Annotated in this window: 19 protein-coding genes; 10 read left to right on the top strand and 9 right to left on the bottom strand. The window is 41.4% G+C overall.

Translation table 11 applies throughout. The annotated features are described in order from the left end of the window. Positions 1 to 218: 218 nt before the first annotated feature. Positions 219 to 6,065: a trifunctional serine/threonine-protein kinase/ATP-binding protein/sensor histidine kinase gene (locus AB0756_RS35315; RefSeq protein ID WP_167844667.1), complete on the bottom strand. Its 5,847-nt coding sequence runs from the start codon at positions 6,063 to 6,065 to the stop codon at positions 219 to 221. 324 nt (positions 6,066 to 6,389) lie between these two features. On the opposite strand from AB0756_RS35315, the gene AB0756_RS35310 reads away from it, so the two are divergent. Further along, a complete protein-coding gene (locus tag AB0756_RS35310; RefSeq protein ID WP_038081639.1) occupies positions 6,390 to 8,009 on the top strand; it encodes a TAXI family TRAP transporter solute-binding subunit in 1,620 nt (539 codons plus the stop codon). Positions 8,010 to 8,144: 135 nt separating this feature from the next. Here AB0756_RS35310 and AB0756_RS35305 read toward each other — a convergent pair whose 3' ends face one another. Beyond that, positions 8,145 to 9,371: a methionine gamma-lyase family protein gene (locus tag AB0756_RS35305; protein ID WP_038081637.1), complete on the bottom strand. Its 1,227-nt coding sequence runs from the start codon at positions 9,369 to 9,371 to the stop codon at positions 8,145 to 8,147. An 88-nt stretch (positions 9,372 to 9,459) separates the two neighbouring features. On the opposite strand from AB0756_RS35305, the gene AB0756_RS35300 reads away from it, so the two are divergent. The 3 genes from AB0756_RS35300 to AB0756_RS35290 all read left to right on the top strand — a co-directional run bounded on the left by AB0756_RS35300 (position 9,460) and on the right by AB0756_RS35290 (position 12,905). Next, positions 9,460 to 10,275 carry an acyl-CoA desaturase gene (locus tag AB0756_RS35300; protein WP_038081634.1) on the top strand — a complete coding sequence of 272 codons (816 nt, stop codon included), beginning with the start codon at positions 9,460 to 9,462 and terminating at the stop codon, positions 10,273 to 10,275. Between the two features lie 235 nt (positions 10,276 to 10,510). Further along, positions 10,511 to 11,575 carry a fatty acid desaturase gene (locus AB0756_RS35295; protein WP_038081632.1) on the top strand — a complete coding sequence of 355 codons (1,065 nt, stop codon included), beginning with the start codon at positions 10,511 to 10,513 and terminating at the stop codon, positions 11,573 to 11,575. Between the two features lie 259 nt (positions 11,576 to 11,834). Beyond that, complete coding sequence (locus AB0756_RS35290) at positions 11,835 to 12,905, top strand: fatty acid desaturase (RefSeq protein ID WP_038081630.1); 1,071 nt, start codon at positions 11,835 to 11,837, stop codon at positions 12,903 to 12,905. Between the two features lie 62 nt (positions 12,906 to 12,967). On the opposite strand, the gene AB0756_RS35285 is transcribed toward AB0756_RS35290, so the two are convergent. Then, entirely contained in the window at positions 12,968 to 14,194 is a 1,227-nt protein-coding gene (locus tag AB0756_RS35285) for a glutamate-5-semialdehyde dehydrogenase (protein WP_050045991.1), read from the bottom strand. A gap of 47 nt (positions 14,195 to 14,241) precedes the next feature. After that, on the bottom strand, positions 14,242 to 14,649 hold the full coding sequence (locus AB0756_RS35280; RefSeq protein WP_038081629.1) for a hypothetical protein: 408 nt from the start codon (positions 14,647 to 14,649) through the stop codon (positions 14,242 to 14,244). 331 nt (positions 14,650 to 14,980) lie between these two features. Here AB0756_RS35280 and AB0756_RS35275 point away from each other — a divergent pair, with 331 nt between their 5' ends. After that, on the top strand, positions 14,981 to 15,133 hold the full coding sequence (locus tag AB0756_RS35275) for a hypothetical protein (RefSeq protein ID WP_408104041.1): 153 nt from the start codon (positions 14,981 to 14,983) through the stop codon (positions 15,131 to 15,133). A 176-nt stretch (positions 15,134 to 15,309) separates the two neighbouring features. On the opposite strand, the gene AB0756_RS35270 is transcribed toward AB0756_RS35275, so the two are convergent. Then, the gene (locus AB0756_RS35270) at positions 15,310 to 15,627 is read right to left on the bottom strand and encodes a hypothetical protein (RefSeq protein ID WP_038081625.1); all 318 of its coding nucleotides are present in this window, start codon (positions 15,625 to 15,627) and stop codon (positions 15,310 to 15,312) included. Positions 15,628 to 15,656: 29 nt separating this feature from the next. Next, entirely contained in the window at positions 15,657 to 16,973 is a 1,317-nt protein-coding gene (locus AB0756_RS35265; RefSeq protein WP_038081624.1) for an FAD-dependent oxidoreductase, read from the bottom strand. Positions 16,974 to 17,559: 586 nt separating this feature from the next. Between AB0756_RS35265 and AB0756_RS35260 the strand changes: the two genes are divergently transcribed. From AB0756_RS35260 to mtnA, 4 genes are all read left to right on the top strand, one after another. Beyond that, on the top strand, positions 17,560 to 19,254 hold the full coding sequence (locus tag AB0756_RS35260) for a R3H domain-containing nucleic acid-binding protein (RefSeq protein ID WP_038081623.1): 1,695 nt from the start codon (positions 17,560 to 17,562) through the stop codon (positions 19,252 to 19,254). Positions 19,255 to 19,292: 38 nt separating this feature from the next. Further along, positions 19,293 to 19,856, top strand: coding sequence for a Uma2 family endonuclease (locus AB0756_RS35255; protein WP_038081622.1), 564 nt, complete (start codon positions 19,293 to 19,295; stop codon positions 19,854 to 19,856). A 61-nt stretch (positions 19,857 to 19,917) separates the two neighbouring features. Further along, entirely contained in the window at positions 19,918 to 20,481 is a 564-nt protein-coding gene (locus tag AB0756_RS35250) for a Uma2 family endonuclease (RefSeq protein ID WP_408104040.1), read from the top strand. A gap of 136 nt (positions 20,482 to 20,617) precedes the next feature. Then, the gene (gene mtnA, locus AB0756_RS35245) at positions 20,618 to 21,679 is read left to right on the top strand and encodes an S-methyl-5-thioribose-1-phosphate isomerase (protein WP_038081620.1); all 1,062 of its coding nucleotides are present in this window, start codon (positions 20,618 to 20,620) and stop codon (positions 21,677 to 21,679) included. Positions 21,680 to 21,867: 188 nt separating this feature from the next. Here the strand turns inward: mtnA and AB0756_RS35240 are convergent, their stop codons facing one another. From AB0756_RS35240 to AB0756_RS35230, 3 genes are all read right to left on the bottom strand, one after another. Further along, on the bottom strand, positions 21,868 to 22,359 hold the full coding sequence (locus tag AB0756_RS35240) for a hypothetical protein (RefSeq protein WP_050045714.1): 492 nt from the start codon (positions 22,357 to 22,359) through the stop codon (positions 21,868 to 21,870). Positions 22,360 to 22,496: 137 nt separating this feature from the next. Beyond that, the gene (locus AB0756_RS35235) at positions 22,497 to 24,638 is read right to left on the bottom strand and encodes a pentapeptide repeat-containing protein (protein WP_038078857.1); all 2,142 of its coding nucleotides are present in this window, start codon (positions 24,636 to 24,638) and stop codon (positions 22,497 to 22,499) included. A 57-nt stretch (positions 24,639 to 24,695) separates the two neighbouring features. Beyond that, entirely contained in the window at positions 24,696 to 25,037 is a 342-nt protein-coding gene (locus AB0756_RS35230; RefSeq protein ID WP_038078854.1) for a hypothetical protein, read from the bottom strand. Positions 25,038 to 25,347: 310 nt separating this feature from the next. Here AB0756_RS35230 and AB0756_RS35225 point away from each other — a divergent pair, with 310 nt between their 5' ends. Next, positions 25,348 to 25,791, top strand: coding sequence for a hypothetical protein (locus AB0756_RS35225; RefSeq protein ID WP_038078851.1), 444 nt, complete (start codon positions 25,348 to 25,350; stop codon positions 25,789 to 25,791). Positions 25,792 to 26,049: the final 258 nt, after the last annotated feature.

Genomic DNA, 26,049 nt, shown 5'->3' with positions numbered 1-26,049 from the left:
CAACTGACTCAAACTGTAGATATATTCGTTGACACATAGGATGGTCAATTTGTACAGTGCGTAAGTCCTACGAATAACTCTACAATGGTTCGAGAACCTTAATTTATTGAGGATATCGGGAAATGAACTCATTACTAGTAGCGTTCTAAAGACGCAAAGATTTTATTTGCGTCTTTTTGCTATATGGCAAATTGCTGAGTAAAATGCCAAGTGGAAAATTACACTGGAATTTCAATAATCAATTCAGTGCCTTCACCCAAAACAGAGTTGCACCTCAATTTTCCACCATGGGTTTCTTCCACAATTTGACGGGCGATAGCTAATCCTAACCCCGTACCTTTTCCGACAGCTTTTGTCGTAAATAAATGGTCAAATATCTTTTGTTTAATATCTTCACTCATCCCCTTACCATTATCTAAAATAGCAATTTTAGCTAGATTATTTTCTACTGAAGTTGTAATTGTAATTAGGTTGGTTTGATGTTTAATTTCCTCAAGTTTCTGTCCGTGATTGGATTCTTCTAAGGCATCAATAGCATTTGCTAAAATATTCATAAATACCTGATTTAATTGACCTGGGAAGCATTCAATTTGTGGTAAATTACCGTAGTTAGTGACAACTTCAATCGCCGGACGTTGTTCGTTAGCTTTGAGACGATGTTTGAGAATAAGAATGGTGCTATCAATGCCTTCGTGAATATTAAACGATACTTTGTAGTCTTTGTCAGCACGGGAGAAAGTGCGGAGTGAAGTGCTAATATTTTTGAGTCGGTCACATGCCATAGTCATGGAATCAAGCATTTTGGGTAAATCTTCTAAGCTATATTCCAAATCAATTTCTGACTCGTGGTCGAGGATTTCTTCACTCTTAGAGGGGAAAGTTTGTTGATAGAGTTTCAGGTGTTCAAGAATATCAGAAATTGTGGGTTTAGCTTGTTTAATACTGGCAGAAATAAAGCCGAGAGGATTATTCATTTCGTGAGCCACACCAGCAACCAAGTTACCCAAAGCAGACATTTTCTCACTTTGGACGATTTGTAATTGAGCGTTTTGCAGGTCAAGTAATGCTTGTTGTAAGTCAAGGGATTTTTGTTGCAAGGCAAGTTCAGCTTTTTTGCGATCGCTAATATCACGCATCGCAACTACTGCACCAACTTTGTTACCCCAAGCATCGAAGATTGCTTGTCCGCTAGCTAACAAACTTCTCCGAGAACCCTGCTTCGGCGCAATTACCATTTCGACATTTTTGACGATTTCTCCTTGCAAGGCACGAAACAGAGGAATTTCTGTTTTTGATAAGGGTGTTTGACCATCAGGTTGATAGAGTAAAGAATATTCTGCCCATTGTTCTGGCGGTAATGATTCCACTGGTAAGCCATGAAATTCACAAGTTGCTTTATTAAATAGAGTTAAAGTCCCAGTAGCATCGCAGACAACAATTCCATCGGTAATAGTGTGGATAATGGCATTCAAAAACTCTCGTTCCTTAGCTAGAGATGCTTCAGTTTGTTTTAATTTTTCTAGTGATGCTTGTAATGATTTAGATTTTTCCTGTTCTCGTTCATAAAGTTGGGCATTTTCTATAGAAATAGCAGCTTGAGAGCAAAGTAGATTCAAGAGTTCGACGCGATCGCTAGTAAACGCCCCTGTCGCTAAATTATTCTCTAGATATAAAATGCCCATCAATTTACCTTGATGCAAAATTGGGCTGCATAAGATACTTTTGGGCTGCTGACGAATGATATAGGGGTCATTGGCTAAGGTTGGTTCAGCACTTGCATCAAGCAGCACAACAGTCTGACTGTTGTGCTTGACTTTGTAAATTAGTCTCAGGGGAATATCCAAGCTCTGTTCAATGGGAAGACGCTGCAATACAACTGGTTCTGTCCCCAGAGTAATCGAGCCTTTAATTAGCAGTTGTCCCTCTCGCAACAGCATTAACACACATTTATCGGCTCCCGCATTTTTGATGACAATCGATAGCAGCGATGAAAGCAGCTTGGACAGTTCGATTTCACTCGAGATAGTTTGGGAAGCTTTGAGAATGGCAGCTAAATCTAAAGCTACAGAAGCACTACTAGAAGTAGCGGATGTAGTGGAGGTGATAGTTCCCAAAGCGAAGATGGTTTCATTAGTTGAGAGGGGAGAATGGGTTTGTTGTAATATAGGGGCGAGTAATTGGGGATAGCGTCTTTCCAAGTCGGCTACTTTGGCTTTTGCACCCCAACGAGCGTAGCAGTAGTATGCTTCTTGCATATATATTTGGGCGATTTTTTCTTTACCCCAGTTGAGATAAAATTTAGCTGCTAGTTCATTTGCTAACCCTTCTTCTTGGATATATTCGTTAACTTTAGCTCCCAAAATTGCCTTATCGTATAGCTCAATTGCTTCGGATTTTTGTCCTAACACTCGAAATTTTTCCGCTTCTACGAGATCGACCTTATGCTGGTAATTCATAGGAGCATAGTGTGCCCAATGCTGTAACTTAGTTTGATTTTCTGCCACCCGCTCTAATGCGGTTGATTCCTCGCCTGAAGATTGACTCAATTGTGCCAGAGCAATCAAAGAATCATAGAAATAAAATGCAGGTTCGCAGACTGTTCCAACACCAGCTATTAAATAGTTTTTGTCTAAGAGTGCATAATTGTTAGCTTGTTCAACTTCTCCAAACAAAAAGCAAAGAGCCAGCTTATACAAATAGAAGTAATACAACCCAGATAAATCATTAGCAGACCGCAGTAGGGGCAGAAGTTCCGTTTCTTGCAGGGCTGACCCAGACAAAAGGGTGGGATGCTCCGCAAAACCCAGTAAATTTAGAATAGATTGCCAATAGATCCGGCAGTAATTAGCTGTTATCAATTGGTTAATTTGTACTAAACCATTGTAGTAGGTGCGTATATCCTGCTCCAGAATTCTAAGGGGCTGACCGCACCAAAAAGAATTCAGACAGAAACAATGGCCACTATATCCGGCGTATGCCAGATTTCCGACTTCTAAAGCAGTCGCGTAGCTTTCCCTCAAGAGTGGAAACGTTTCTTTGATGTGAGATTTGCGGTGAAAGATAAATACTCCCAGTATCTCTAATATTTCAGGTTTAGTCGCTTTAGCATCAAGTTTTAAAGCCACATTCCATGCCAACTGACCAAACTGTAAGGCTAAATCCACATCTTGCAAGAAATTACAGACAAGAATGCTGTAGCAAACATAGTAATAAGCTGAAGTCGAGATGTTTCCATACTGTATGGATAATTTGACTGATAGAGAAGTCAGGAATGGGAACAAAGGAGAGCCAGAAATGTAAGCTGGTGTCATAATGCTACTGGCAATCTGGATAATGGCAATCTTGTTTGCATCGGTCATTACAGGAAGATGAACAAAATCTTCAATTTTCCGCGCTCCAACTAATTCGCTAATTTCTTGCATTAACTGTTGAATATCTTCTGAGGTCGGTGTTTCTGGAATTTTTACACCCAACTTTTGCAGGAGTTTCTGTCCGATTTCAATAGCTACGGTCAGTTTATTCTGGCTGGTATTTACTAAAATTTTCATGCAGTAAACATTTGCCTGTTCAGGTAAAGAATGAGCCTGTTCGATGACAACATTAATGAACTGCTCCATCCGCTCAAAATTACCGCCTAGCATTGCTACTTCTGCCGCTAATTCATGGAAGGCGAGGGTCATTTCGTACTGCCGTTGCCAAGCCTTTTCTCCCAACAGGGACAATCCGATTGCCGCATATTCACCAGCTACTTGATAGGCGGTTGAATTTTTGGCTTTGCGACAGGCAATCAGATTAAGTTGCGCTAGTTCATCTCTTTGTATTTGTTCGGTAATTAAAGTAGTTCCATAATTTAATTGATTGACGATTTCAAAAATTCGCTCTTCTGTTGCTGGTGTGGAAATCTGTTGCAGAAGTAGTTGTCCGATTTGGTAATGAGTCGTTTGTTTTTGGTCATCGGGAATTAAAGAATAAGCGGCTTGTTGTACTCGGTCGTGTAAAAATTTGTAGGTAACAGCCTTTTGATTTTCTTGAGTCACTGCAAGAATCTCTTGCCCGACATAAAACTTATAAACATCTCCGATCGGTAAAATCAATCCTTCTTGCAATGCTTTCCACAAAGCAGATGCCGTCTCTATTTCTGATTGTTCCGAAACAAGAGCTAAAGTTGCTAACTCAAAAGAGTTGCCAATACAAGCAGCTAACTGCAATAATTCTTGAGTTGAGCGCGGGAGTTTTCGGAGTTGCAAGCTCATAAAAGCTACAACGTCATCTGTAACTGCTTGAGTCGTCACTTTTACTATGTCACATTGCCAACAGCCTAACTCCACATCAAATTGAATCAGTTCTTCTTGATGCAATGCTTTGAGAAACTGGGTGGCAAAAAACGGATTTCCTTGAGTCTTTTGAACTATCAATCTAGACAGAGAGGATGTCAAACTCAACGAACATTTCAGCGTCTCAGCAACTAACTGATTGACGCTTATTTGATTGAGTGGTTCTAAAGTAATTGTATTAATCGTTGCTTGATTTTTCTGGATTTCACTCAGAGTCAACATCAATGGATGTGCTGGATTGACTTCGTTATCGCGATATGCACCAATAATGAAAAGATGACTTGTATCAGTCATTAAAAGCTGCATTAAATTCACTGATGCTGAATCTGCCCATTGCAAATCATCTAAAAACATCACTAAGGGATGTTCTGCACTGGTAAAGACTTGGGTAAATTTTTGAAACAATAGATTAAAGCGATTTTGAGCTGCTGTTCCCGATAATTCTACTACAGGTGGTTGTTCCCCGATAATTCTTTCTAGTTCGGGTATAACTTCAATAATTACTTGTCCGTTCTCCCCAACTGCTTCTAATATTTTGTTTTTCCATTGCTGAATTTGTGCATCACTTTCTGTAAGCAATTGACCCATTAAATCTCGGAATGCTTGTACAAAAGCAGAGAAGGGAATATTACGTTGAAATTGGTCGAATTTCCCTTTGATAAAATAACCGCGTTGCCTGATAATAGGTTTGTGAACTTCGTTGACAACTGCGGTTTTTCCAATCCCGGAAAAGCCAGCGACTAGCATCATTTCTGTTGCGCCTTGGCTGACTCTTTCAAAGGCTTGCAATAGCGTTTCAACTTCAGTCTCTCGTCCGTAGAGTTTGTCAGGGATGAGGAAGCGATCGCTCACATCCAGCCGCCCAATTTCAAAGCTCTGAATTTCTCCAGTTTCTTTAAGCTGATATAAACATCTTTCTAAATCGGATTTCAGTCCTAACGCACTCTGATAGCGATCTTCCGCATTTTTTGCCATTAATTTGCTGACAATCTCTGAAAGCACAAATGGAATTTGGGGGTTAATTTCACGTAATAATGGTGCTGCTTTGGCGATATGGCAATGCACTAATTCCATCGGGTCATTTGATTGAAATGGCAATTCTCCTGTCAGTAATTCATAGAGAGTCACACCCAAAGAATAAAAATCAGTCCGGTAATCAATCCCCCGGTTCATTCTGCCTGTTTGTTCCGGAGAAATGTAAGCCAGTGTCCCTTCTAATACATTGGGATTGACAAGGGTTTGTGTTTCTCTTGGTAGTAAAGATGCAATACTAAAGTCGATTAATTTAATTTGTTTGGTTTCAGGATTAATTAATATGTTGCTGGGTTTGATATCTTTATGAATAATGCGTTCCCGGTACAATATATCTAAGATATTGCAGAGGGAGATGGCAATTTCTAAAAATTCTTCTAGGGATATGATATTATTCTTGGTGAAATAATTATTCAGGGAAGTTACCCCAAAATCTTCTATCACTAAGGCATAGCCATTTTGGTAAGCTTCCAAACTATAAGTTTGAATAATTAAAAAAGAATTAATATTTTTGGTAATGGTGTATTGATTGCGAAACGACAAGAGTTCGCTGAAACTGGGGTAAGGATTTTTCAGCAGTTTAATTACTACTGCTAAAGAATCAGTCTCTCGAACTGCTCGATAAACTAGGGTTCTCGAACCATTGTAGAGTTCTTCAACGATTCGATATCCGGGAATACTGACAAGAGTGCCAATCATACTGCGGTCATCCTCGGGATTGCTGAATTTAGTATTCCCAGATATGCTAAGTGATTTATATCAAAGCAAAAACTTACACCGAAATCTTAATAATAAATTCAGTACCTTTACCCATAACAGAGTTGCAATTCAATTTGCTGTCCTGGGTTTCTTCGATGATTTGTCAACGAGTGCCAACCATAATTACGTATATTTACTTAGAATTTTTGTAGTAAATAAATGAGAAACTCTGGTGTTTCATAATCACTGTTTGTAGACGTGATTCCATAAAAGACTGGGCTCACCATACAATAATCCCCTAACAGAGATTAAAATTTTACATCTATGGCGGCGTTAAAAACTTCTCATAAACTTTCTTTTAGAAGATTTTTTCAGCAACTCGATCCGCTCTCTAAATTTGTCTTTATCAGTCTTGGACTTTTTAGCACGGGCTTACTTGCTTTTAGTTTGTGGAGATTTGCAGGGCGTTTGACAGCACCTGAAATTATTCTTGCGGCTGGAGATACGGAAGGAGAAAGCTACATTATCAGTGAAGCAATCGAGAAAGTTGTTGAAAGTAAGTCTAATATCAAAATTACAGTACGGGAAACTGGAGGTACTTCTCAAAGTTTGCAGATGTTAGAAACAGGTCAAGTGCAAATGGCGGCTGCACAAGCAGATGTTGCTTCTGAAGAAATGGACGTATCTACTCGTAAAACGAAACCATTAAAGTTAGAGAGAGGAAATGCTGAATTAAGAACCATAGCCATTTTATATCAAGATTTATTTCAGTTAGTTGTTAGAGATCCTAGTATTAAACAATTTTCTCAGTTAAAAGGAAAAACTGTTGCTTTGCCCGCAAAAGGTGGTCAATATAAATCTTTTCAGAAAATAGCTAAGCATTATGGTTTATCAGACATTGTAGTTACAGGAAATTTAAAAGGTCAACAAGATTACAACGATACAAAAGCAGAAGAAGATTTTAAAGCTGGTAGAGCAAATGCTTTATTTCGCGTTCGTGCTGTTGGAAATAGAGGGATCGCTACACTTGTAGAGAATTACAATGGCAGACTGGTCGGCATTGCACAAGCAGAAGCTATGAAAATTAAGCATCCGGCTTTTGAAAATACCAAAATTCCCCAAGGTGCGTATAAGGGAAATCCTGCCGTACCTGAAGAAGATTTGCCAACTGTAGCCGTCTCAAGACTTTTAGTGGCAAGCGATAAAGTTGATAAAAGTGTAATCCGAGAAATCACTCGCATTATATTTGAAAACAGGCAAGCGATCGCAGATGCTGTTTCTCAAGAACATCCTGAAGTTAAACCTCTCATTGCTAACATTAAAGACCCCAGAGAATCGGCAAGTACAGGTCTTCCCCCACTTCATCCAGGTGCGCTTGCTTTTTACGATAGAAATCAACCCTCTTTTGTTCAAGAAAATGCAGATTATTTAGCTTTAATTTTAACAATTTTTCTGCTTGTTTTATCATGGATTCGACAAATAAAATCTTGGATGGAGAGTAGTAGAAAAAATGAAGCTGATGAATACATTCAATCAGCCATTAATTTAATGAAAGCTAATTCTGGAAGCTTAGAAAGCAATCAAAAGCAGCTTGATGAAATCTTTAAAAAAGCTGCTGATGCTCTAATTGATGAAAGGATCTCCCAGGAATCATTCCGGACATTCAATGAAGCTTACAAAACTTCACGAGAAGCTATAGAGCGTGAAAGAGAATTCAACCAAGAACAAATCGAACAAAAGCAGCGAGAACTTTCTGCTAGTTACATTAAAGCAATAGTCGAGTTACTCAGAAACAGTCATATTAGTAAGGATGTACTCCAGCAAAAAGTAGACGCTATTCTTAAAGAAGTTGCAGAGAAATTGGTCGTAGAAGAAATTTCCCAAGAATCCTTCCGAACCTTTATTGAAGCTTATAAAACCACAAGAGATGCGATTGAAAGATAATAGTTATTAGCTAATGGCTAATAGTTATTAGCCCTTTCTTGTTCGCGAGTCGTTAGGACGCAGAGAACCAGCCTGAAGCACTGGACTCACCGCCTGTTTTCTCCGATCTCACCATTAACCATTAACCATTAGCCATTAGCCATTCACTGCCTCAATTGCCGCTTCTAAAGCTATAGCAACATGAGTCCAATGGGTACCGCCTTGGCAGTATACAACATAGGGTTCCCGCAAAGGACCGTCAGCGGAAAACTCCGAAGTACTACCCTCGATAAAAGTTCCCCCAGCCATAACGACTTTACTTTCATAACCGGGCATTTCATCTGGAACGGGGTCTAGATAGGAGCCTACGGGTGAATTCTGTTGTATTGCTTTACAAAATGCAATCAATTTCTCGGCAGAACCTAATTTAATTGCTTGAATCACGTCCCGACGGGGAACAAGGGGTGCTGGATTTACGGGGTAACCCAATTTATCAAATACGTACCCTGTCAAGTGAGTCCCTTTCATCGCTTCTCCTACCATTTGGGGGGCAAGAAATAGCCCTTGAAATAGCAATCGATTCTGGTCGAGGGTTGCACCACCATAACTGCCAATTCCAGGTGCTGTGAGGCGACAAGCAGCCGCTTCTACCAAGTCGGCACGTCCGGCAACATAACCACCTGCTGTTACTATAGTTCCACCGGGATTTTTAATTAACGATCCTGCCATGAGATCTGCACCAATGTGTGTCGGTTCTTGAGTTTCAATAAACTCGCCATAGCAGTTGTCAACAAAGCAAACAGTGTTGGGATTTTGCTGTTTGACTAATTTAATAATTTTTTCAATATCGGCAATTGATAGGCTAGGACGCCAAGAATAGCCACAGGAACGCTGAATCAGCACTAAACGTGTCGTGTCCTCTACCGCACGGCTTAAAGCTTCCCAATCTACCGTTCCTTCCTCAGTCAGATCTAACTGTCGGTAATGAATGCCAAACTCAAGGAGGGAACCTTGTCCGTGGCAGCGCAGTCCAATGACTTCTTCCAGTGTATCGTAGGGTGCGCCCGCAACAGATAGCATTTCATCACCGGGGCGCAGGACACCAAATAAGGCACAGGCGATCGCATGGGTTCCTGAAACAAACTGTACCCGTACAGCTGCCGCCTCAGCGCCCACAACTTGGGCGAAAACCTTATCTAAAGTTTCTCGCCCTAGATCGTCGTGTCCATATCCGGAGACACCTGCAAAATGGTGCGATCCTACACGATAATAGCGGAAGGCATCTAGCACTCGTTGAAGATTTTGCTTGACCTGAGCGTCAATTCCAGAAAAAATCTGTAACAGTGCCTGTTCTGCTTCACGCAGCTGTTCCAAGCTGTTCATTAGTTCCTCTTTTTAAGAAAACATAAAAAACTTGCGGATTTTTGAATCGCGCAGATTAGGCTGAACAATTCCTACTTCGGGTTACTGCATGACACTCGCTACTCCAACCAAACACCAAATCCACTGGGTCAATACCCTCTTTTTCGTTGGTTTGCACATCGGAGCTTTGTTTGCCTTGCTTCCCAGTAACTTTAGCTGGAAAGCTCTAGGTGTTGCTTTCGTTATGTACTGGGTGAGTGGTGGTTTAGGGATTACTCTAGGATTCCACCGTCTTGTTACCCACCGTAGTTTTCAAACTCCCAAGTGGCTGGAGTACTTCTTAGTCTTTTGTGGGACACTTGCTTGCCAAGGGGGACCTATTGAATGGGTAGGGACTCACCGCATGCACCATTTACACTCTGATACGGAGAAAGACCCTCATGACTCCAACAAGGGCTTCTGGTGGAGTCACATGGGTTGGTTGATTTATCAAAGAAAAGAAGATGAATCAGAAATTCCTCGCTTTACTAAAGACATTGCAGACGATCCAGTTTATCAGTTTTTAGAAAAAAATATGATTTTTCTCCAGCTTGCCCTGGGTGCAGTTCTTTTGCTTTTGGGCGGCTGGTCTTTCGTTGTCTGGGGAATTTTTGTTCGCATCGTTTTTGTTTACCACTGCACCTGGTTAGTCAACAGCGCTACCCATAAATTTGGTTATCGCAGCCACGAATCAGGTGACAACTCAACAAATTGTTGGTGGGTAGCCCTCTTGGTGTTTGGCGAAGGATGGCACAACAACCACCATGCTTTTCAGTACTCAGCCCGTCATGGTTTGCAATGGTGGGAACTAGACTTTACATGGATGACAATCCAATTACTTCAAGCTCTCGGTCTGGCTACAAATGTCAAGCTGGCAAATAAGTAAAAATAAACTGTAAAGGATAAAGGATAAAAGTTAATTTTCTGAGTATTGATTAGCAACTCAAATAAGCTAAAATACACTACTTTCAGTAAATCTTTTATCCTTAATCCTTAGTTTTTCATCCTTTTTTTGCGCTTTGGTGGATTAGATTGTTATAATCCGAACGCTAGTGTTACAAAACTTTGCGTCAAGGCGCTTTTTTGGTGACTTGGTAGTGAAGGTGCTTTTTTAGGTATTCATGATTACAACAACAGTAGACAGCCACAAACCAAATCCTGACTTTGGTCGATCCGAATTGACGCTCAAAGATATTATCAAAAGCTTGCCACAGGAATGTTTTAAACAGGATTCGCGCAAAGCTTGGACGCAATTATTGATAAACGTCTTAATGGTTGGCTTGGGTTATGCTAGTTTGGTATTTTCTCCTTGGTATCTCCTCCCCTTTGCATGGTTTTTTACGGGGACTGCTTTGACGGGTTTTTTTGTGATCGGTCATGATTGCGGTCATCGTTCGTTTGCCAAAAGTCGTTGGGTTAACGATTTGGTAGGTCACGTAATGATGATGCCGTTGATTTACCCTTTCCACAGTTGGCGTATCGGGCACAACTATCATCACGCCCACACTAACAAACTGAATGAAGATAACGCTTGGCACCCTATTAGGACAGAAGTATACGAGAGTTGGGGAAAAGCCTCACAACGGGCTTTTGAGTTGTTCATGCGCCTTCGATTGTGGTGGATAGGTTCCATTTTTCATTGGGCAATCGTCCACTTTAATTGGTCTAAGTTTCAAGAGAAAGACCGAGCCAATGTCAAACTTTCTGTGGTGGTCGTCGTTCTGTTTGCTGCGATCGTGTTCCCAATTTTAATTGCGACAACTGGTATTTGGGGATTTGTCAAATTTTGGTTTATCCCTTGGCTGGTTTATCACTTTTGGATGAGCACTTTTACTTACGTTCACCACACTACCTCAGATATTCCTTTTGTTGCAGAGCCCAAGTGGAACGCTGTTACTGCTCAGCTTCAAGGAACAGTTCACTGCGATTATCCTCGTTGGATAGAATTTCTCTGCCACGATATTAACGTTCATGTTCCCCATCATGTATCAACCGCAATTCCCTCATATAATTTGCGTCTTGCATACGCCAGCATAAAAGAGAATTGGAGTGGGTATCTGCATTCTGAATGTCAATTTTCTTGGTCTTTAATGAAAGATATTACGGATAAGTGCCACCTCTATGTTGTTGATGATGGCTATATCACTTTCAAAGACTACCAAGCAGGAACACTTAGCACTCAATGACTGGTAACTAGTAACCCAATCAAAGAAAGGTGGGCAATGCCCACCAAGACCTAGTAATATTGATTGTTTGATACAGTGGTTATGCCGCACAAAGGCTAGATATAGTGGGCAAGGTTTGCCCAAATTGTCTACCTATCTCTATCATTTGATCTGATAGAAAACATTCTCATGAAAATCTAAACGCAGGTTAGCTTTTGCTTGCCTGTATGCAAAGTGCTGCTTTGCATTCATACCAGATTACACCCAACAACAAAATAAAGTGCAAACCAATACCATTAATTCCACTGAGACTCACAATAGCTGTGAGTCATCTGAAACTGTTACCCAGTTACCCTTCACCCTAAGTTCTTTAAAAGCGGCCATCCCAGCTGAATGCTTTCAGCCAAATGTAGGTAAGTCACTCTTTTTCTTTTTCCGTGACGTCCTAATTATTAGTCTGCTTTACGCAATCGCTCATCGCTTAGATTCTTGGTTTTTCTGGCCTATTTTCTGGGTCATACAAGGGACAATGTTTTGGGCTTTATTTGTCGTCGGACATGATTGCGGACACCAATCTTTTTCTAAAAAGAAATGGCTTAACGATCTAATCGGTCATCTTTCCCACATACCGATTCTTGTTCCCTATCACGGTTGGCGAATTAGCCACAGAACTCACCATCTCAATACCGGTCACCTGGATAATGACGAAAGCTGGTACCCTGTCAGTGAATCTCAGTATAAAGCAATGCCTTGGGAGCAAAAGATAGGCCGATATTATCTGTTTTTATTGGCTTATCCAGTTTATCTATTTAAACGTTCTCCAAATAAAGAAGGCTCTCACTTCTCGCCTAAGAGCCCCCTCTTCAAACCTTCTGAAAAATGGGATATCGTTACCAGCACTGTACTTTGGACTTGCATGGTAGGCTTGCTTGGTTTTCTCACCTATCAATGGGGTTGGATGTGGTTGCTCAAATACTACGTTGGACCCTATCTTGTGTTCGTTATGTGGTTGGACTTAGTGACTTTTTTACACCACACCGAACCAGATATTCCTTGGTATCGCGAAGAAGAATGGACTTTCCTCAAAGGTGCGCTTTCAACAATTGACCGCGATTATGGTTTCATCAATCACATACATCATGATATCGGCACTCATGTTGCTCACCATATCTTCCTCAATATACCTCACTACAATTTAAAGAGGGCAACTGAAGCGATTAAACCCGTTTTAGGTAACTATTTCCGTAAGTCAGAGGAACCAATTGTCACTTCACTATGGCGTTCTTGTACAAGTTGCCATTATGTACCGGATACTGGAACGAAGGTCTACTATACGCATCATGAAGGTTAGTAGTCAGTAGTCAGTAGTTAGTAGTTAGTTGTTACTACTAACTACTAACCACCAACCAACAACTAAAACCTTCCATTACCTAAAACAATATGTTTCATAGTTGTCAAACTCTCCAGACTAATCAATCCACGTCTGTGCCCTTTTTGGTTTGACATTCCTAAAAAGACTGAATCTCCTCGCGAAGGATTGCGGGAAAATCGGGGAGAAGCGTTGATGTAACTAGAAGCACTGTTAACTCCTAACGCAAACTGTCGGCTTTCCTGATACGATTCTGTGGCGATGCAATCAGCATGACCGCTACTATACTGGTTAATCCAGGCTATTGCTGCTTCCAGACTGTCCATTAATTTGAAAGCAACTGTTTTTGTCAAGTACGCACTTCCCCATTCTGTATCTTTTGCAAGTTGCAATTGAGGAAAGGCATCAACTAGTTCTGCATCTCCTTTGATTTCAAACCCCTTTTCTTTTAAACTATTCCATAATGTGACCAGGGATGATGGTAGGGCTTGGCGATGAATCAAGACTTTTTCAATGGCGTTCACTGGGTCTGGTTCGCTTTGGTGACTGTCTACGATCATCCACCGCACCATTTCTAAACTGCCATTGGTTGACCAGTATAAGTAACAATTACCCATAGCTGATTTGAGAACTGGAGATGTTGAATGCCTTACAACTTGCTGTATTAAGCTAGAACGCCCGTAAGGAATAACGAGATTTAGAAATTGGTCTTGGGTGATTAAATCTTTGATGGATCTGCCATGTTCTTCTGTAATTAACTGTACGCAATCTTCTGGAAGACTAACGTCAGCTAGGGCATTGGTTAGTGCGATCGCAATTGCACTGTTAGAATGAGTTGCTTCTGTACCACCTCTTAGCACAATACTGTTGCCGGTTTTAATGCACAAACCGGCAGCAATTGCTCCCAACTCGGGAAATGCCTCATAAATAAAGGCTATCACACCTAAAGGCATTAACTGTGAGTAAGTTTGTGAGTCCTCTAATTGATAGTCAGCGTGTCTCACCCGCCGCAATGGATCTGATAATTCTCCCAACCGTTGGAGAATTTCTACTGTCATCTCCAGCCGTTTCGGAGTCAGTTTCAGCCATTCCAACATTAAATCTGGTAACGCCATTTCGCGGCTGGCTTCTAAATCCAGGGTATTGGCTTCTAAAATATCGTCAAATGAACGCGTGAGCGACTGTGCCATTGATAGCACGGCGCGACTCCTATCTACGCCTTTTGTTGTTCCTAATTTCAAGGAAGCACAATGGGCGCGTCTCGCACTCATGACTATTGGTTCGGAGTAATCATCAAAATCATCCACTGTCCGCCTCGTTAACGTCTGTAGGTGAGCCAGACCATCAGTGCTGGCAAGATAGCCAGCAGAACTGCCACCATCGCCCAAGCAATTATGCTGTATCCACTTGCCAATCGTAGCGCTAATGGTAACCATATAATCACTAGCACGAAAATTATACCAAGTGCTACTGGCAAATAGTTTTCTCCAAAACGAGGATGGACAACTTGCCAAGAATTTCCCGTCCAGCGCCAAGCTCGCTTGTATGGATAGGTGGTGGATAGCTGCTCCAGTACATATCCATTATCTTCTACTACGAATATTTGCGGACAGCGATCGCATCCAAATGCTTCTGTCAACGTAATCGGAATTAACCTTCCCCGCCGACGACAGGGGCAAAGGTATTCCGTATTCAAATCTATTTTTTCTGGTTTTTGAGGTTGCACAAGCGAACTTTTAACTTGAGCGTGTTTGTTTTTGACTTAGAGATATAGTCCTTAAACGTTATTCATTAAGTTAACTATCCTCTCCTAAACTTTTTATAACATTAGCTAGCTTGGGTAAGTCTTTTTCCCCAGATAATTTTATTTTACTTACCAGAAAGACTGGTTTGGCACACTATCAGCTAGAGTTTTAAGTGTTTCAAGCAGTAAAACAATTTGAAATACAAAATTAGGATTATTGATTAGATTAAGACAAGCTTTTCTTATCGGTCCTTATATCCTCCTAGTTCATTTCTCTGTTTTCACGATCGCGTACTTTACCCAGAGCGACTTGATGCCACTTAACAATATTGTAGTTTGTGAATATCATAATTTTACCTTACCTAAGTATATTTACGTTAAGTTACTTAACTTTCTTTCTTCACAAGCGGTTAACGGTCTGATGGATGCGCGGGCGATCGCCGGACTGGGTAACGGCTTGCTCTGATGTCTGGTGTTTGCAAGCCTTGTCTGCAAATTTTATCTTATTTTAATATTCTCCAAACAAGATCCCTCTATACCTAACTCAGTACAGTTCATCCCATCCGGATAACATTTATAGAATTTAATAATTTTGTCATCGGTCTTGGGCAGGTTGAGGAACCACTGAACTGCCAAGGTTCTTCAGCCTTCATCCTTCATCGGGAGGAGTTGTTCAACCGAATTTTTCCAAACCTCCTGAAATCCGTGAGATATTTCTTCACTCCGTGTTAATGCAGCAACACTCACTAAAGCTACCATTCCAAGAATGCATAAAACGAGTGGCTTATTGCGCGTAAATTCACTCTCTTCTTTTTGAATAGGTTGTTGAAGTTCTTGAAAGACTTCTGTTTTAATACAAGAACTCCATTTATTTCCACCAGTCCACCACAAATTCGATTCACATAATTCCTTTAAGTCTCTATATTTTTTTCTTTGTTTGCAAATATTTTTGTTTGTCATTTTATAAATATCCTTTTAGAGTTAAAAACTTAAATCGTTTCTAAAAAATTTTCATTACTTTTCTTGACCTTGTCGATCCAATCTCTATAACAATCTAAAATTTGCGAGTATGGAATTGTACTTTCTGTTATCAAATCAAAAAGAAACGGCTGAAAGTATTTGGGAAATATTTTGTGCATTATTGTTGAAAATCTCGTTCTGAGAAGAAACTCAACAAACAACTTTCCAGATAAAGGCATAGTGTAGTTGCTCAGTTCAACTAAAGCCCAAGCATCCGGTCTGCGACGAATGGTAAACTGTTCCAATGCTTCTGCTAAATTATCTGAATATTCATCCAAAAGAGCGTCGAATACAACCACATCTTCGAGGGCAGAATTACAACCTTGACCGATAGAAGGAGGTACAGCGTGTGCTGCATCTCCAATAAGTAATACGCTATCACCATGATGAAAGCAGTTACAGCTAACAGACACAACTCTTGATATTGGTCTTGATACAAAAGCTTCAGCTTCTTCATCTGCGATCGCTCCAGCGATCTCTGGAAAATTTTCGTAAAAATACTGGAGAACCTTTTGTTTGGTAGAGAGTTCAGCTATTTGATTTTTGCCATGAGGAAAATTAATGACCCCACTCCAGCTCCCATCAAGTTGAGAAAGCAACAATAAGTTAGTTGCATTATTTAGTCTGAGTCGCCAAGAATGCAAATTCCCTGGTTGAAGTTGAATTTTTGACTCGGACTCAGTCGGGGAAAGAAAAATTGATTTATAGTCCTTATAAAAATATTTTTGCTCATACTCAAATCCCTCAGTCTTGAGTAACTCCTCTCTAACTGCAGAACTCGCTCCATCTGCACCAATTAGCAAATCGTAATTTACATATTTAAGGTTGGGTTGTTCGCTAGAGTGACTTTCAAATGTGACTGTCTTAGCAGCAAAATCTACTTGAGTACATTTAGAATCAAAATTAATTGTGACACGACTGCTGTCGTAACTAGAAGTAAGCTTTTGTAGAATTGCGATCGCCAAATTTGTCCTGTCGAGAGTCAGTTGAGGAGTCTTGAGACGTTTAAATAGAGTTTTACCGTTTTTTTGGTGAATGACAGTTCCCGATACTTCCACACTCACAGCCCTAACAGCTTCCTCAAGCCCAGCAATGTTTTTTAAAGCATTGATTCCCCTTGGCGAAAGTGCTAAAGAATAAGTTCTGTATTTAGGAAACGATACCAAGCGGGGGTCTCCGCGACGTTCGTAAATTTCAATTTGGTATTTGTCACTACGACGTAACAAATAGTGTGAGAGTAGAAGACCGCTAGGTCCAGCGCCAACAATAACTACTTTCTCAGTCATATTTTGGTGTCAGATATTCCCTCTGTTAGTTCTTATAGGGATCGCTAGGATTAAATTATGGCTCTTGGTAAGGAAGAGGGGGGAGAGAGAGCATTTATGAGGGAGAAGCAACAAAGATGCCTATCTTAATAAAATTAACGATCTCTTCCTGAAAACTTTTTCAGTTAATCGTACAAAAAACTTAAAATTGTGTATTATTGCGTGCTACAATAATACAAGACAGTCAGTGAATAAAGCTAAAGTAGTAAGGGAAATACTACCTACAGATTCGTAGTTTCTGCAAAAGAACAAAAATTTGTCTTTGTCAAAATATAAATTAGAAGTGTATTTAACACATATGAAAGTTTTAAAATATTAACCTGTCACTGCTCGCTGGTTAGCGATCGCTCGTTAAAACCCTCGCCTCACGAACAAGTAACTGCGGTCTTACAGCAGTTTTCACAGTCTAGAACCACAGTATCTTGTGGTACAGCTTTCCTAGCTCGTTCTAGTACTCAACCGCATTGATTGTGAGAGGCTGCCCGATCCCCGCCGCACGTGAGTGGTCGGAGATCTAACACTCTCTTTGTTAAAAAACATTAAAACTATGTATATGACAGACGATCTCCAAAAATTGCTGGAGATTTTGCCACCAGAAATTCAACAGAGCGCACAAGAGCATCCACAGCGCGATAATTTAGTTGAAATCGTTTTGGACTTGGGTCGGCGTCCGGAAGCGCGTTTTCCACATCGAGCAGAGTATCTTTCGGAAACAGCAGTTACGAGAGAACATCTCAATTATTGCATTCACAGAGTAGGAGAGTTTGGCGGAGATAACCGTGCTGGAATTGAGCAAACTCTACACCGCATCAGCGCTATCAGAAACCGCACGGGGGATATTATTGGTCTCACCTGCCGTGTAGGTCGGGCAGTCTATGGCACAATTCACATTATCCGTGACTTAGTAGAAAGCGGTCAATCAATTCTCATGTTGGGCCGTCCTGGTGTCGGTAAAACAACAGCTTTGCGAGAAATTGCTCGCGTGTTAGCTGATGATTTTAACAAAAGGGTTGTCATTATTGATACTTCTAACGAGATTGCTGGTGATGGAGATGTACCTCATCCTGCTATCGGTCGCGCACGACGCATGCAAGTAGCCCGCCCGGAACTTCAGCATCAGGTCATGATTGAAGCAGTGGAAAACCATATGCCTGAAGTTATTGTAATTGATGAAATTGGTACGGAATTGGAAGCATCAGCTGCTCGTACTATTGCCGAACGTGGAGTACAACTTGTAGGGACTGCTCACGGTAATGAAATTGAAAACCTGATTAAAAACCCCACTCTGTCCGATTTAGTTGGTGGAATTCAATCTGTCACGTTGGGTGATGAAGAAGCTAGAAGGCGACGGACGCAGAAAACTGTTTTGGAAAGAAAGGCTCCACCTACTTTTGATATTGCTGTAGAAATGCTAGAGCGACAACGGTGGGTCGTCCATAGAAGCGTCGCTGATACTGTAGATAGTTTATTAAGGGGACATCAGCCAAATCCAGAAGTTAGAACTGTTAACGAAAACGGGCAGGTGACGATTACGCGGGAGTCACCCAGTCTTTCTAGTCTCAACTTCTCCCAACAATCCCAAAAACGACAAAGAGCTCGAAAGATAGTCCCTTTTTCTCAAACTCAAAAAAAAGATGGATTTTCAGGGGAAATAGAATTTGAGGTCTCCTCAGATACATCTTCCAAGCAACCCCAACAGTTCTTCGGTGACACACTCAATTCGCTTGATGAAGGTGAACTGTGTCACCTTTACCCTTATGGTGTGAGTTACCATCAATTGGAAACAGTGATTCGCGAACTCAACTTGCCAGTGGTTTTGACAAAGGATATTCAGAGAGCGGATGCAATTCTAGCACTGCGAGCGCATGCCAGAAAGCACTCCAATCTCAGACGTATAGCGGAAGAAAATCAAGTACCCGTATATACCCTAAAAGCCAATTCCTACAGTCAAATTCACCAATCTTTACAGCAAGTATTGGGTATGGAAGAACCAACGGTAGACGATGAACCCGAACCCAATCGGTTTGCTCGCAGTGGAAGTGAAGATGATGAAATTGATGCATTGGAAGAAGCCAGACTTGCTGTAGAGGAAATTGTGATTCCCAAAAAACAGCCTGTGGAATTACTTCCCCGTTCTGCAAAAGTGCGTGCCATGCAACACGAACTTGTTGAAAGGTACAATCTCAAATCACAAAGTTTTGGTGAAGAACCTTTTCGTCGCTTGCGAATTTATCCAGCTTAAGAATGTTTTAGAATGAAAACACATTTCTAGACCTCAATATGGTAGCTTCACCTGACATATACGTGACTCCTGAGGAATACCTCCAAATGGAGGAAAAAAGCGACATCAAACACGAATATATTGATGGCTGTGCTTACGCAATGGCAGGAGCCCTCGATCCCCATGTTACTATTGCAGGGAATCTGTTTGCACTCTTGCGGAATCGCGTGCGCGGTACGGGCTGTCGCGTTTATATCGCTGATATGAAAGCACGTATCGAATCGTTAAATCGATACTATTATCCTGATGTCATGATGAGTTGCGACCAAAGAGACAGGGAAACTCCCGCGTATAAAAGATTTCCCTGTTTAATTGTCGAAGTTTTATCTGATTCTACTGAAGCTTTCGATCGCGGCGACAAATTTGCTGACTATCAAACCTTAGAGAGTCTCAAAGAATACGTTCTCATCAATACCAAACGTCAGCGTGTCGAGTGTTTTCGCCGTAATGATGAAGGGCTATGGGTTTTACAAACTTATACGGCAGATAATCAATCATTTCGACTGCACAGTATTGACTTTGAAGCTACCTTCGCCGACCTTTATGAAGATGCAGTGAACTAAAGTATTGTATTAGTATAGTATTTAACATGGAGTAGATAGAAACACATTTCTAGACCTCAATATGGTAGCTTCACCTGACATATACGTGACTCCTGAGGAATACCTCCAAATGGAGGAAAAAAGCGACATCAAACACGAATATATTGATGGCTGTGCTTACGCAATGGCAGGAGCCCTCGATCCCCATGTTACTATTGCAGGGAATCTGTTTGCACTCTTGCGGAATCGCGTGCGCGGTACGGGCTGTCGCGTTTATATCGCTGATATGAAAGCACGTATCGAATCGTTAAATCGATACTATTATCCTGATGTCATGATGAGTTGCGACCAAAGAGACAGGGAAACTCCCGCGTATAAAAGATTTCCCTGTTTAATTGTCGAAGTTTTATCTGATTCTACTGAAGCTTTCGATCGCGGCGACAAATTTGCTGACTATCAAACCTTAGAGAGTCTCAAAGAATACGTTCTCATCAATACCAAACGTCAGCGTGTCGAGTGTTTTCGCCGTAATGATGAAGGGCTATGGGTTTTACAAACTTATACGGCAGATAATCAATCATTTCGACTGCACAGTATTGACTTTGAAGCTACCTTCGCCGACCTTTATGAAGATGCAGAGCTTTAAAGATCTGCTAAGATATCAGTAGATTTTTTGTATCATATTTAACTTTTAACTTCATCGTTTATACTTTTTCTAAATTTGACAGAACTTGTAGAATTGCTAACGTTACAATTTTAAAAATTTGATAGCGTTCAATTCCATGAATTCTTCCACAAACCAGGTTTATTCCATTATTTGGCACAATGACTCAGTTTCCCTGATTGACCAAACCCGTTTACCAAATGAATACACATTTGTAGAAATTAGTCGTTGCGAAGATATGGCGCGAGCGATTAAAACTATGATTGTGCGAGGCGCACCAGCAATAGGTGTGGCTGCAGCATATGGAATGTATCTTGGCGCAAGGGAAATCAGCACTGGCGATCGCGACGAATTTTTGAACCATTTGGAGAAAGTCGCAGACCTGTTGCGATCGACACGTCCAACGGCGGTGAATTTGTTTTGGGCCATTTCGCGGATGATGAAAACTGCTTATGAAACTCTTGGAACGATTGAAGAAATCAAAAAAACTCTTTTAGATACAGCCCAAACCATCCATTTAGAAGATTTACAAACCTGTCATGCTATTGGTGATAATGGTTTAGCTGTATTACCCAAGACACCAGAACGACTGACAATACTCACTCATTGTAATGCAGGCGCACTAGCAACAGGAGGTTATGGAACTGCTTTGGGAGTCGTGCGTTCTGCTTTTCGAGAAGGACGGTTAGCGCGTTTGTTTGCTGACGAAACTCGTCCTCGCTTGCAAGGAGCAAGATTAACTGCTTGGGAATGCGTCCAAGAGGGAATTCCAGTGACAGTCATTACTGACAGTATGGCAGCTCAGTGCATGAAGGAGGGTTTAATTGATGTCGTAGTTGTTGGTGCTGACAGAATAGCAGCCAATGGCGACACGGCCAACAAAATTGGTACGTATAGTTTATCACTCGTAGCTAAAGCACATAATATTCCATTCTATGTTGCTGCACCCCTTTCCACTGTTGATTTTTCTTTATCTGATGGGAGTAAAATTCCTATCGAGGAGCGCAATCCAGAGGAAATATATCAAATTGGAAACACAATTTTGACGGCATCTGGCGTAGAATTTTACAATCCGGCTTTCGACGTAACACCAGCTGAATTAATTACATCGATCGTTACAGAGCATGGCGCATTTTCTCCGAAAGAATTAATAAAATATCAGGAAAAGAAAGTAGCTTGACAACTGCTCTGGGTTCCCCCGTTGAAGCAAGTGACGTGACAGACTGCTCGCCTACATCCACCGTCTAAAAGCACAGATAAGACTCGTAGCGCGTGCGTAGAGTCTTATCTTCGGTGGTTTTGGCTGCTCGATTTCTTATATATAAATGCGTAGGAACCTTTGTTGAATCGTCTCTCATGGGGCGCTCATTAGAACCTTAAACCAACTCCACCCTGTAAAGAGAAAGCTGTACCACCGTCGCGGATAGCGTCGAAAGCAATGATAGCATTGCCAAAGATCACTGTGTTGCTATTTGGAACTATGTAATCAACACCTGGTTGTAAAGCAAAGCTGATTTTATTCCCAACCGGCGATGGATCGTCTCCGCTAGCAAGCACAACTCCAGCCCCCAAGTAAGCGTCTGTTTGCCAGTTCAAAGGAACATCGTAAGAAACTGTCGGGACAAGCGCTGCACTCTTCCCAAGGAAAGCTTGAGCGCGGAGAGAAATTGGTAATTCTAGAAGTTTGTAGCGACCGGCAATCACTGCTCCTACTTGAACGCCATCTCCAAAACCAATTGCTGGACCGATACCAACATAGCTACCATATGCAACTTGGGCTTGTGCTGGTTGGGTGAATTGGGCAAAACTTAAAACCGAACTTGCTAAAACAAGAGATGCTAAATACTTGACGTGCCTCATTCCCCAACTCCTTACACAATTATGGATTTTAAATTTTGGATTTTGGATTGATTTTAAGATTATTCCATTTTGGCAATAAGAGCTAGAGAGTGAGGAGTAAAAATTATCACTTTTTTCTACTCCCTACTCCCTCTCTATTACGGACACCGAGGATGAAGACCTCTTTGAGTACAAATGTAAGCTATCTGCTTGGGATCTAAATTTTTAACGTGAGTAAAATCGACTCCATCCACAGCAGCAGATTGTGTACCGAGAGAAGGGGTCTGCACGAATTGATCGGTAGGGTCTTGTTTGTTAGGAGACAGGATTGCTCCTTGAAAATCAGCACCATTGAGATTTGCTCCCCTTAAATCTGCAAGGCTTAAGTCAGCATTTCGCAGGTTAGCATTCTCTAAATTAGCCGAGTTTAATACAGCACCTGTCAAGCGAGTTGCACTTAGGTTTGCATCGCTCAAATTAGCACGATCCAAGGAAGCACCGGAAAGATCTGAACCCTGCCAATCGGTTTTTACAAGATTAGCAAAAGACAATTGCGTACCAACAGCAATTACGCGACCCAAACGAGCTGCGTACATATCCGCTTCATTCAGTTTTGCATCACCCAAATCGGCTCCAGTGAGACTTGCATTTTGCAGAACTGCATTTCGCAAATCAGCTCCTGAGAGTTGAGCGCTACTGAGGTTAGCACCCGATAAACGAGCATTGGATAAGTTGGCTTTGTTGAGGATAGCGCGACTTAAATCGGCACGAATCATTGAAACGCGGCTGAGGTTTGCTTCAGAAAGATTAGCTTGTGTCATTCGTGCTTGGTTGAGATCGGAAATCCAATCATCATAGGTATCCCAGCGTCCATCCTCACCTATTCCTCGGAAACGACTGCCTTTAAAAGTACCAAAGGATAGATTTGCACCTCTAAACTTAATTCCCCACAAGTCAGCTTTGTCTAATATCAATCTGAAAGAACTATCCCCAGCTCCGCTTGGACTCAGTTGGACGTTACTTAAATCGACATTTTCCAGCTTGCCGTGATATGCAGATAAAACCTTGTTAATTGCTCGCTGATTGGCATAAAGTTGTTTCTGCCGCACTTCTAGAGATTGTGATTTATTGCTGCCATCTAGCTCGCTGACAATGAACTGATTCATCCGCTTTAAATTGGGAAGGGCTTGGGGCCCAATACCAACGAGTGCTTGCTGAATTGTATCAATGAGAACGGGGTTTGTTTCGCTCACTAGCAAATCAACGAGATACTGAGCCGCTTGCGTGTCATTAAGGGTAGCCATAGCTGAAATTGCACTGCGGCGCTCCTCAACGGTAGCAGTAGAGTCAGGATTTAACTGTTTTGCGAGTGCAAGAAATTGCTCGCTATTGCGCTGTCCCGAACTGCCCTGGTTTTGCAAGCTGTGAATGTAAATTTGGGTTCCCACTAAAGTAACAAATAATGCACCCAAGCTAGCGATCGCAACCCCTAGTAATGTTTGGTTTGGATTTTGTTGCTGTATCCATTGCAACAAACTTGGTATCGCTCTTGATTCTTCAGGAGTAATCACAACCGAGGCAATCGCAGCTTCCTCATCGCCTTCAGTCCATGGAGATTGACTGCGTTTGCTATCTTTTACAGTAAAAGGTGTAAAAGGTTTGTGAGCATCTACAGTGAAAGTACCAGCGAGGCGATCGTGAAGTGCGCGACGGTCTTGCTGCCAGGGGAAGCCCGTTCCTTCTAGCAGCAACACAATACCAGTCAAGGTCATAAAAGCACTTAAATTGGGAAATAAGAAACTGTAACGCCATAAAAGATATGCGACAGACATCGGTACAGCCCAACGACCAATGCCTTCCCGTACCAAAATCGGTCCCAATCCGGCTGGCTTGCCGTTCGCGCTCACCACTTTAATCCCCAACCATTTTTTGGGAAGTGTGCTTCCTGTTTTAGCAAGTAAGTACAATTGCCAACCTGATAGTGTTAGAGGGACTAACAAAGAGAGCGTCCACAAAAAATTTGTAGGCCATGCTACGTTACGAATACCATAGCTCACGGGTAAAGCCAGTGGGCGGGCGATCGCTCGTTCTGTTTGTACCAGTACGGGATTCAGCGGTACGCGGTTAATATCACCTTTAGAATTTAAATACGTACCGACACTAAAGGGAATCAACCCACTGGTCACAACTAGAGCCAATTCTGTTGCCCATGCAGCAATTCGCCTTGTTGTCAAGGGGACAGACTGAGCTTTTCCCTGTTCGTTGGCGTTATTATTTCTCCTCACACTTGGGGTAGCCATTTAGATAAATTCCTTTAACTTTAATTTCTACGTCACTCTCGGCTCGTTTAAAAACCACTACTTGAGTTGAGAGTTACTCGATATGAAAAATTTGTATCCAACGTACACTAAGATTGACAAGACCGCCAGACTAATAACAGCCGCAACGAGCTTAAAAACGGCTTGGAGCAAGGAGAATGCCAGCAAAAACCCAACACCCAAAACAATTATCTTTTTGATTCCAGACTGAGTCTTGTACCAAGCTAGAACTCGTGACGTGTGGTACGAGAAGAAACTAAGAACCTTATTGGGCTGTGAATTCGCTGCTTGCGATTGTGAAGTCATTCCAGACGGGGAGTTAATCTCAGCCTCTAACTTTTCCAAGCGGCGTTGCAAGTCATCGTTAGGTTGGGGATTCATATATTCTTACCTCTGCTAAGATACTTAACGAACAACAAACCAACTCTTATCTCAATATATTGGCAGTTGACATTGTGATTTTAGCGAAAGTCTTTACACTTAAAGCTCGCTCCTAATAGTTAAATTTCCAGCTTTTGGCAATACGAGTGCTGGCAAACTTGATTTTTTTTAATATTCGCTTGCGTAACAATTTCTTTAGTGACAAAAATATTACAAACAATTAGGAACAGATATTTGACCTACACGTCTTATGTACTAGATATAAATGTATTAATAAGCGCTTAAAAAAAATTGGGAACATAATGATTTTATGAAGAAAACTACATTGTTAAAAAGCATTCCTATAGCACTCTTCAGTAGTTTATTTCTGACCAGTGCTACTTGGGCTGGGGAAGTCGTGCAAGTGAGCCCCAATCAGCAGCCAGATCCCCTAGTTGTTAATGGTACATCTGGAGGAAAACAAGACAGTAATTGTGGCAAGATTGCCGAGCAACCCAGTCAAATTATAAAAATTACGAAAGCACTACCTTACCTGAGATTAACAGTGGAGAGTGGCGGCAAGCCAACTTTGTTAATTGATGGTCCGGGAGGGCGGTTTTGCGTATTGGCAGACAGTTACTCTGGAAGTAAGCCAGAAATTTCTGGTTTTTGGCAGGAGGGAAACTACTCCTTATATGTGGGTGAGCTATCTCAAGGACAGTATAACTATAGACTTTCCATATCGCAACAAAAGCCAAATAAAACTGCTAAATAGTTGGATATTCACCAATCCAAGACTCGCTTTTGCTACCCCTTAGCCCATAACCCCGCACGAGAACAATATCTTGCAGTTCTGTGAATACAACGACAAACAGGAAAGCAATCCTGTCGCGATCGCAGTTAAACAGACAAAACTTGCAGCGGTATTTCTAATTTCAATCTGGGAACTATAAACTTGTCGAATTCTCCGGAGAGAAGTCAGAGCAATAATGTGGGATGCTTGGGTTTTAGATAAAAATTAAAAGTCTTGGAT

Origin of the sequence: Tolypothrix campylonemoides VB511288_2, assembly GCF_045999855.1 — a bacterium.
Classification (GTDB): Bacteria; Cyanobacteriota; Cyanobacteriia; order Cyanobacteriales; family Nostocaceae; genus Scytonema; species Scytonema bouteillei_A.
The sequence above is the reverse complement of the archived record's forward strand: the minus strand, read 5'-3'. Positions and strand labels throughout refer to the sequence as shown.

Coding starts and splice junctions, on each gene's coding strand:
- AB0756_RS35300 (WP_038081634.1), top strand. CDS start 9,460: ATGACACTCGCTACTCCAACCAAACACCAAATCCACTGGGTCAATACC.
- AB0756_RS35225 (WP_038078851.1), top strand. CDS start 25,348: ATGAAGAAAACTACATTGTTAAAAAGCATTCCTATAGCACTCTTCAGT.
- AB0756_RS35230 (WP_038078854.1), bottom strand. CDS start 25,037: ATGAATCCCCAACCTAACGATGACTTGCAACGCCGCTTGGAAAAGTTA.
- AB0756_RS35255 (WP_038081622.1), top strand. CDS start 19,293: ATGGTAGCTTCACCTGACATATACGTGACTCCTGAGGAATACCTCCAA.
- AB0756_RS35305 (WP_038081637.1), bottom strand. CDS start 9,371: ATGAACAGCTTGGAACAGCTGCGTGAAGCAGAACAGGCACTGTTACAG.
- AB0756_RS35235 (WP_038078857.1), bottom strand. CDS start 24,638: ATGGCTACCCCAAGTGTGAGGAGAAATAATAACGCCAACGAACAGGGA.
- AB0756_RS35240 (WP_050045714.1), bottom strand. CDS start 22,359: ATGAGGCACGTCAAGTATTTAGCATCTCTTGTTTTAGCAAGTTCGGTT.
- AB0756_RS35295 (WP_038081632.1), top strand. CDS start 10,511: ATGATTACAACAACAGTAGACAGCCACAAACCAAATCCTGACTTTGGT.
- mtnA (WP_038081620.1), top strand. CDS start 20,618: ATGAATTCTTCCACAAACCAGGTTTATTCCATTATTTGGCACAATGAC.
- AB0756_RS35265 (WP_038081624.1), bottom strand. CDS start 16,973: ATGACTGAGAAAGTAGTTATTGTTGGCGCTGGACCTAGCGGTCTTCTA.
- AB0756_RS35315 (WP_167844667.1), bottom strand. CDS start 6,065: ATGATTGGCACTCTTGTCAGTATTCCCGGATATCGAATCGTTGAAGAA.
- AB0756_RS35285 (WP_050045991.1), bottom strand. CDS start 14,194: ATGAGTGCGAGACGCGCCCATTGTGCTTCCTTGAAATTAGGAACAACA.
- AB0756_RS35270 (WP_038081625.1), bottom strand. CDS start 15,627: ATGACAAACAAAAATATTTGCAAACAAAGAAAAAAATATAGAGACTTA.
- AB0756_RS35310 (WP_038081639.1), top strand. CDS start 6,390: ATGGCGGCGTTAAAAACTTCTCATAAACTTTCTTTTAGAAGATTTTTT.
- AB0756_RS35260 (WP_038081623.1), top strand. CDS start 17,560: ATGTATATGACAGACGATCTCCAAAAATTGCTGGAGATTTTGCCACCA.
- AB0756_RS35250 (WP_408104040.1), top strand. CDS start 19,918: ATGGTAGCTTCACCTGACATATACGTGACTCCTGAGGAATACCTCCAA.
- AB0756_RS35275 (WP_408104041.1), top strand. CDS start 14,981: ATGCCACTTAACAATATTGTAGTTTGTGAATATCATAATTTTACCTTA.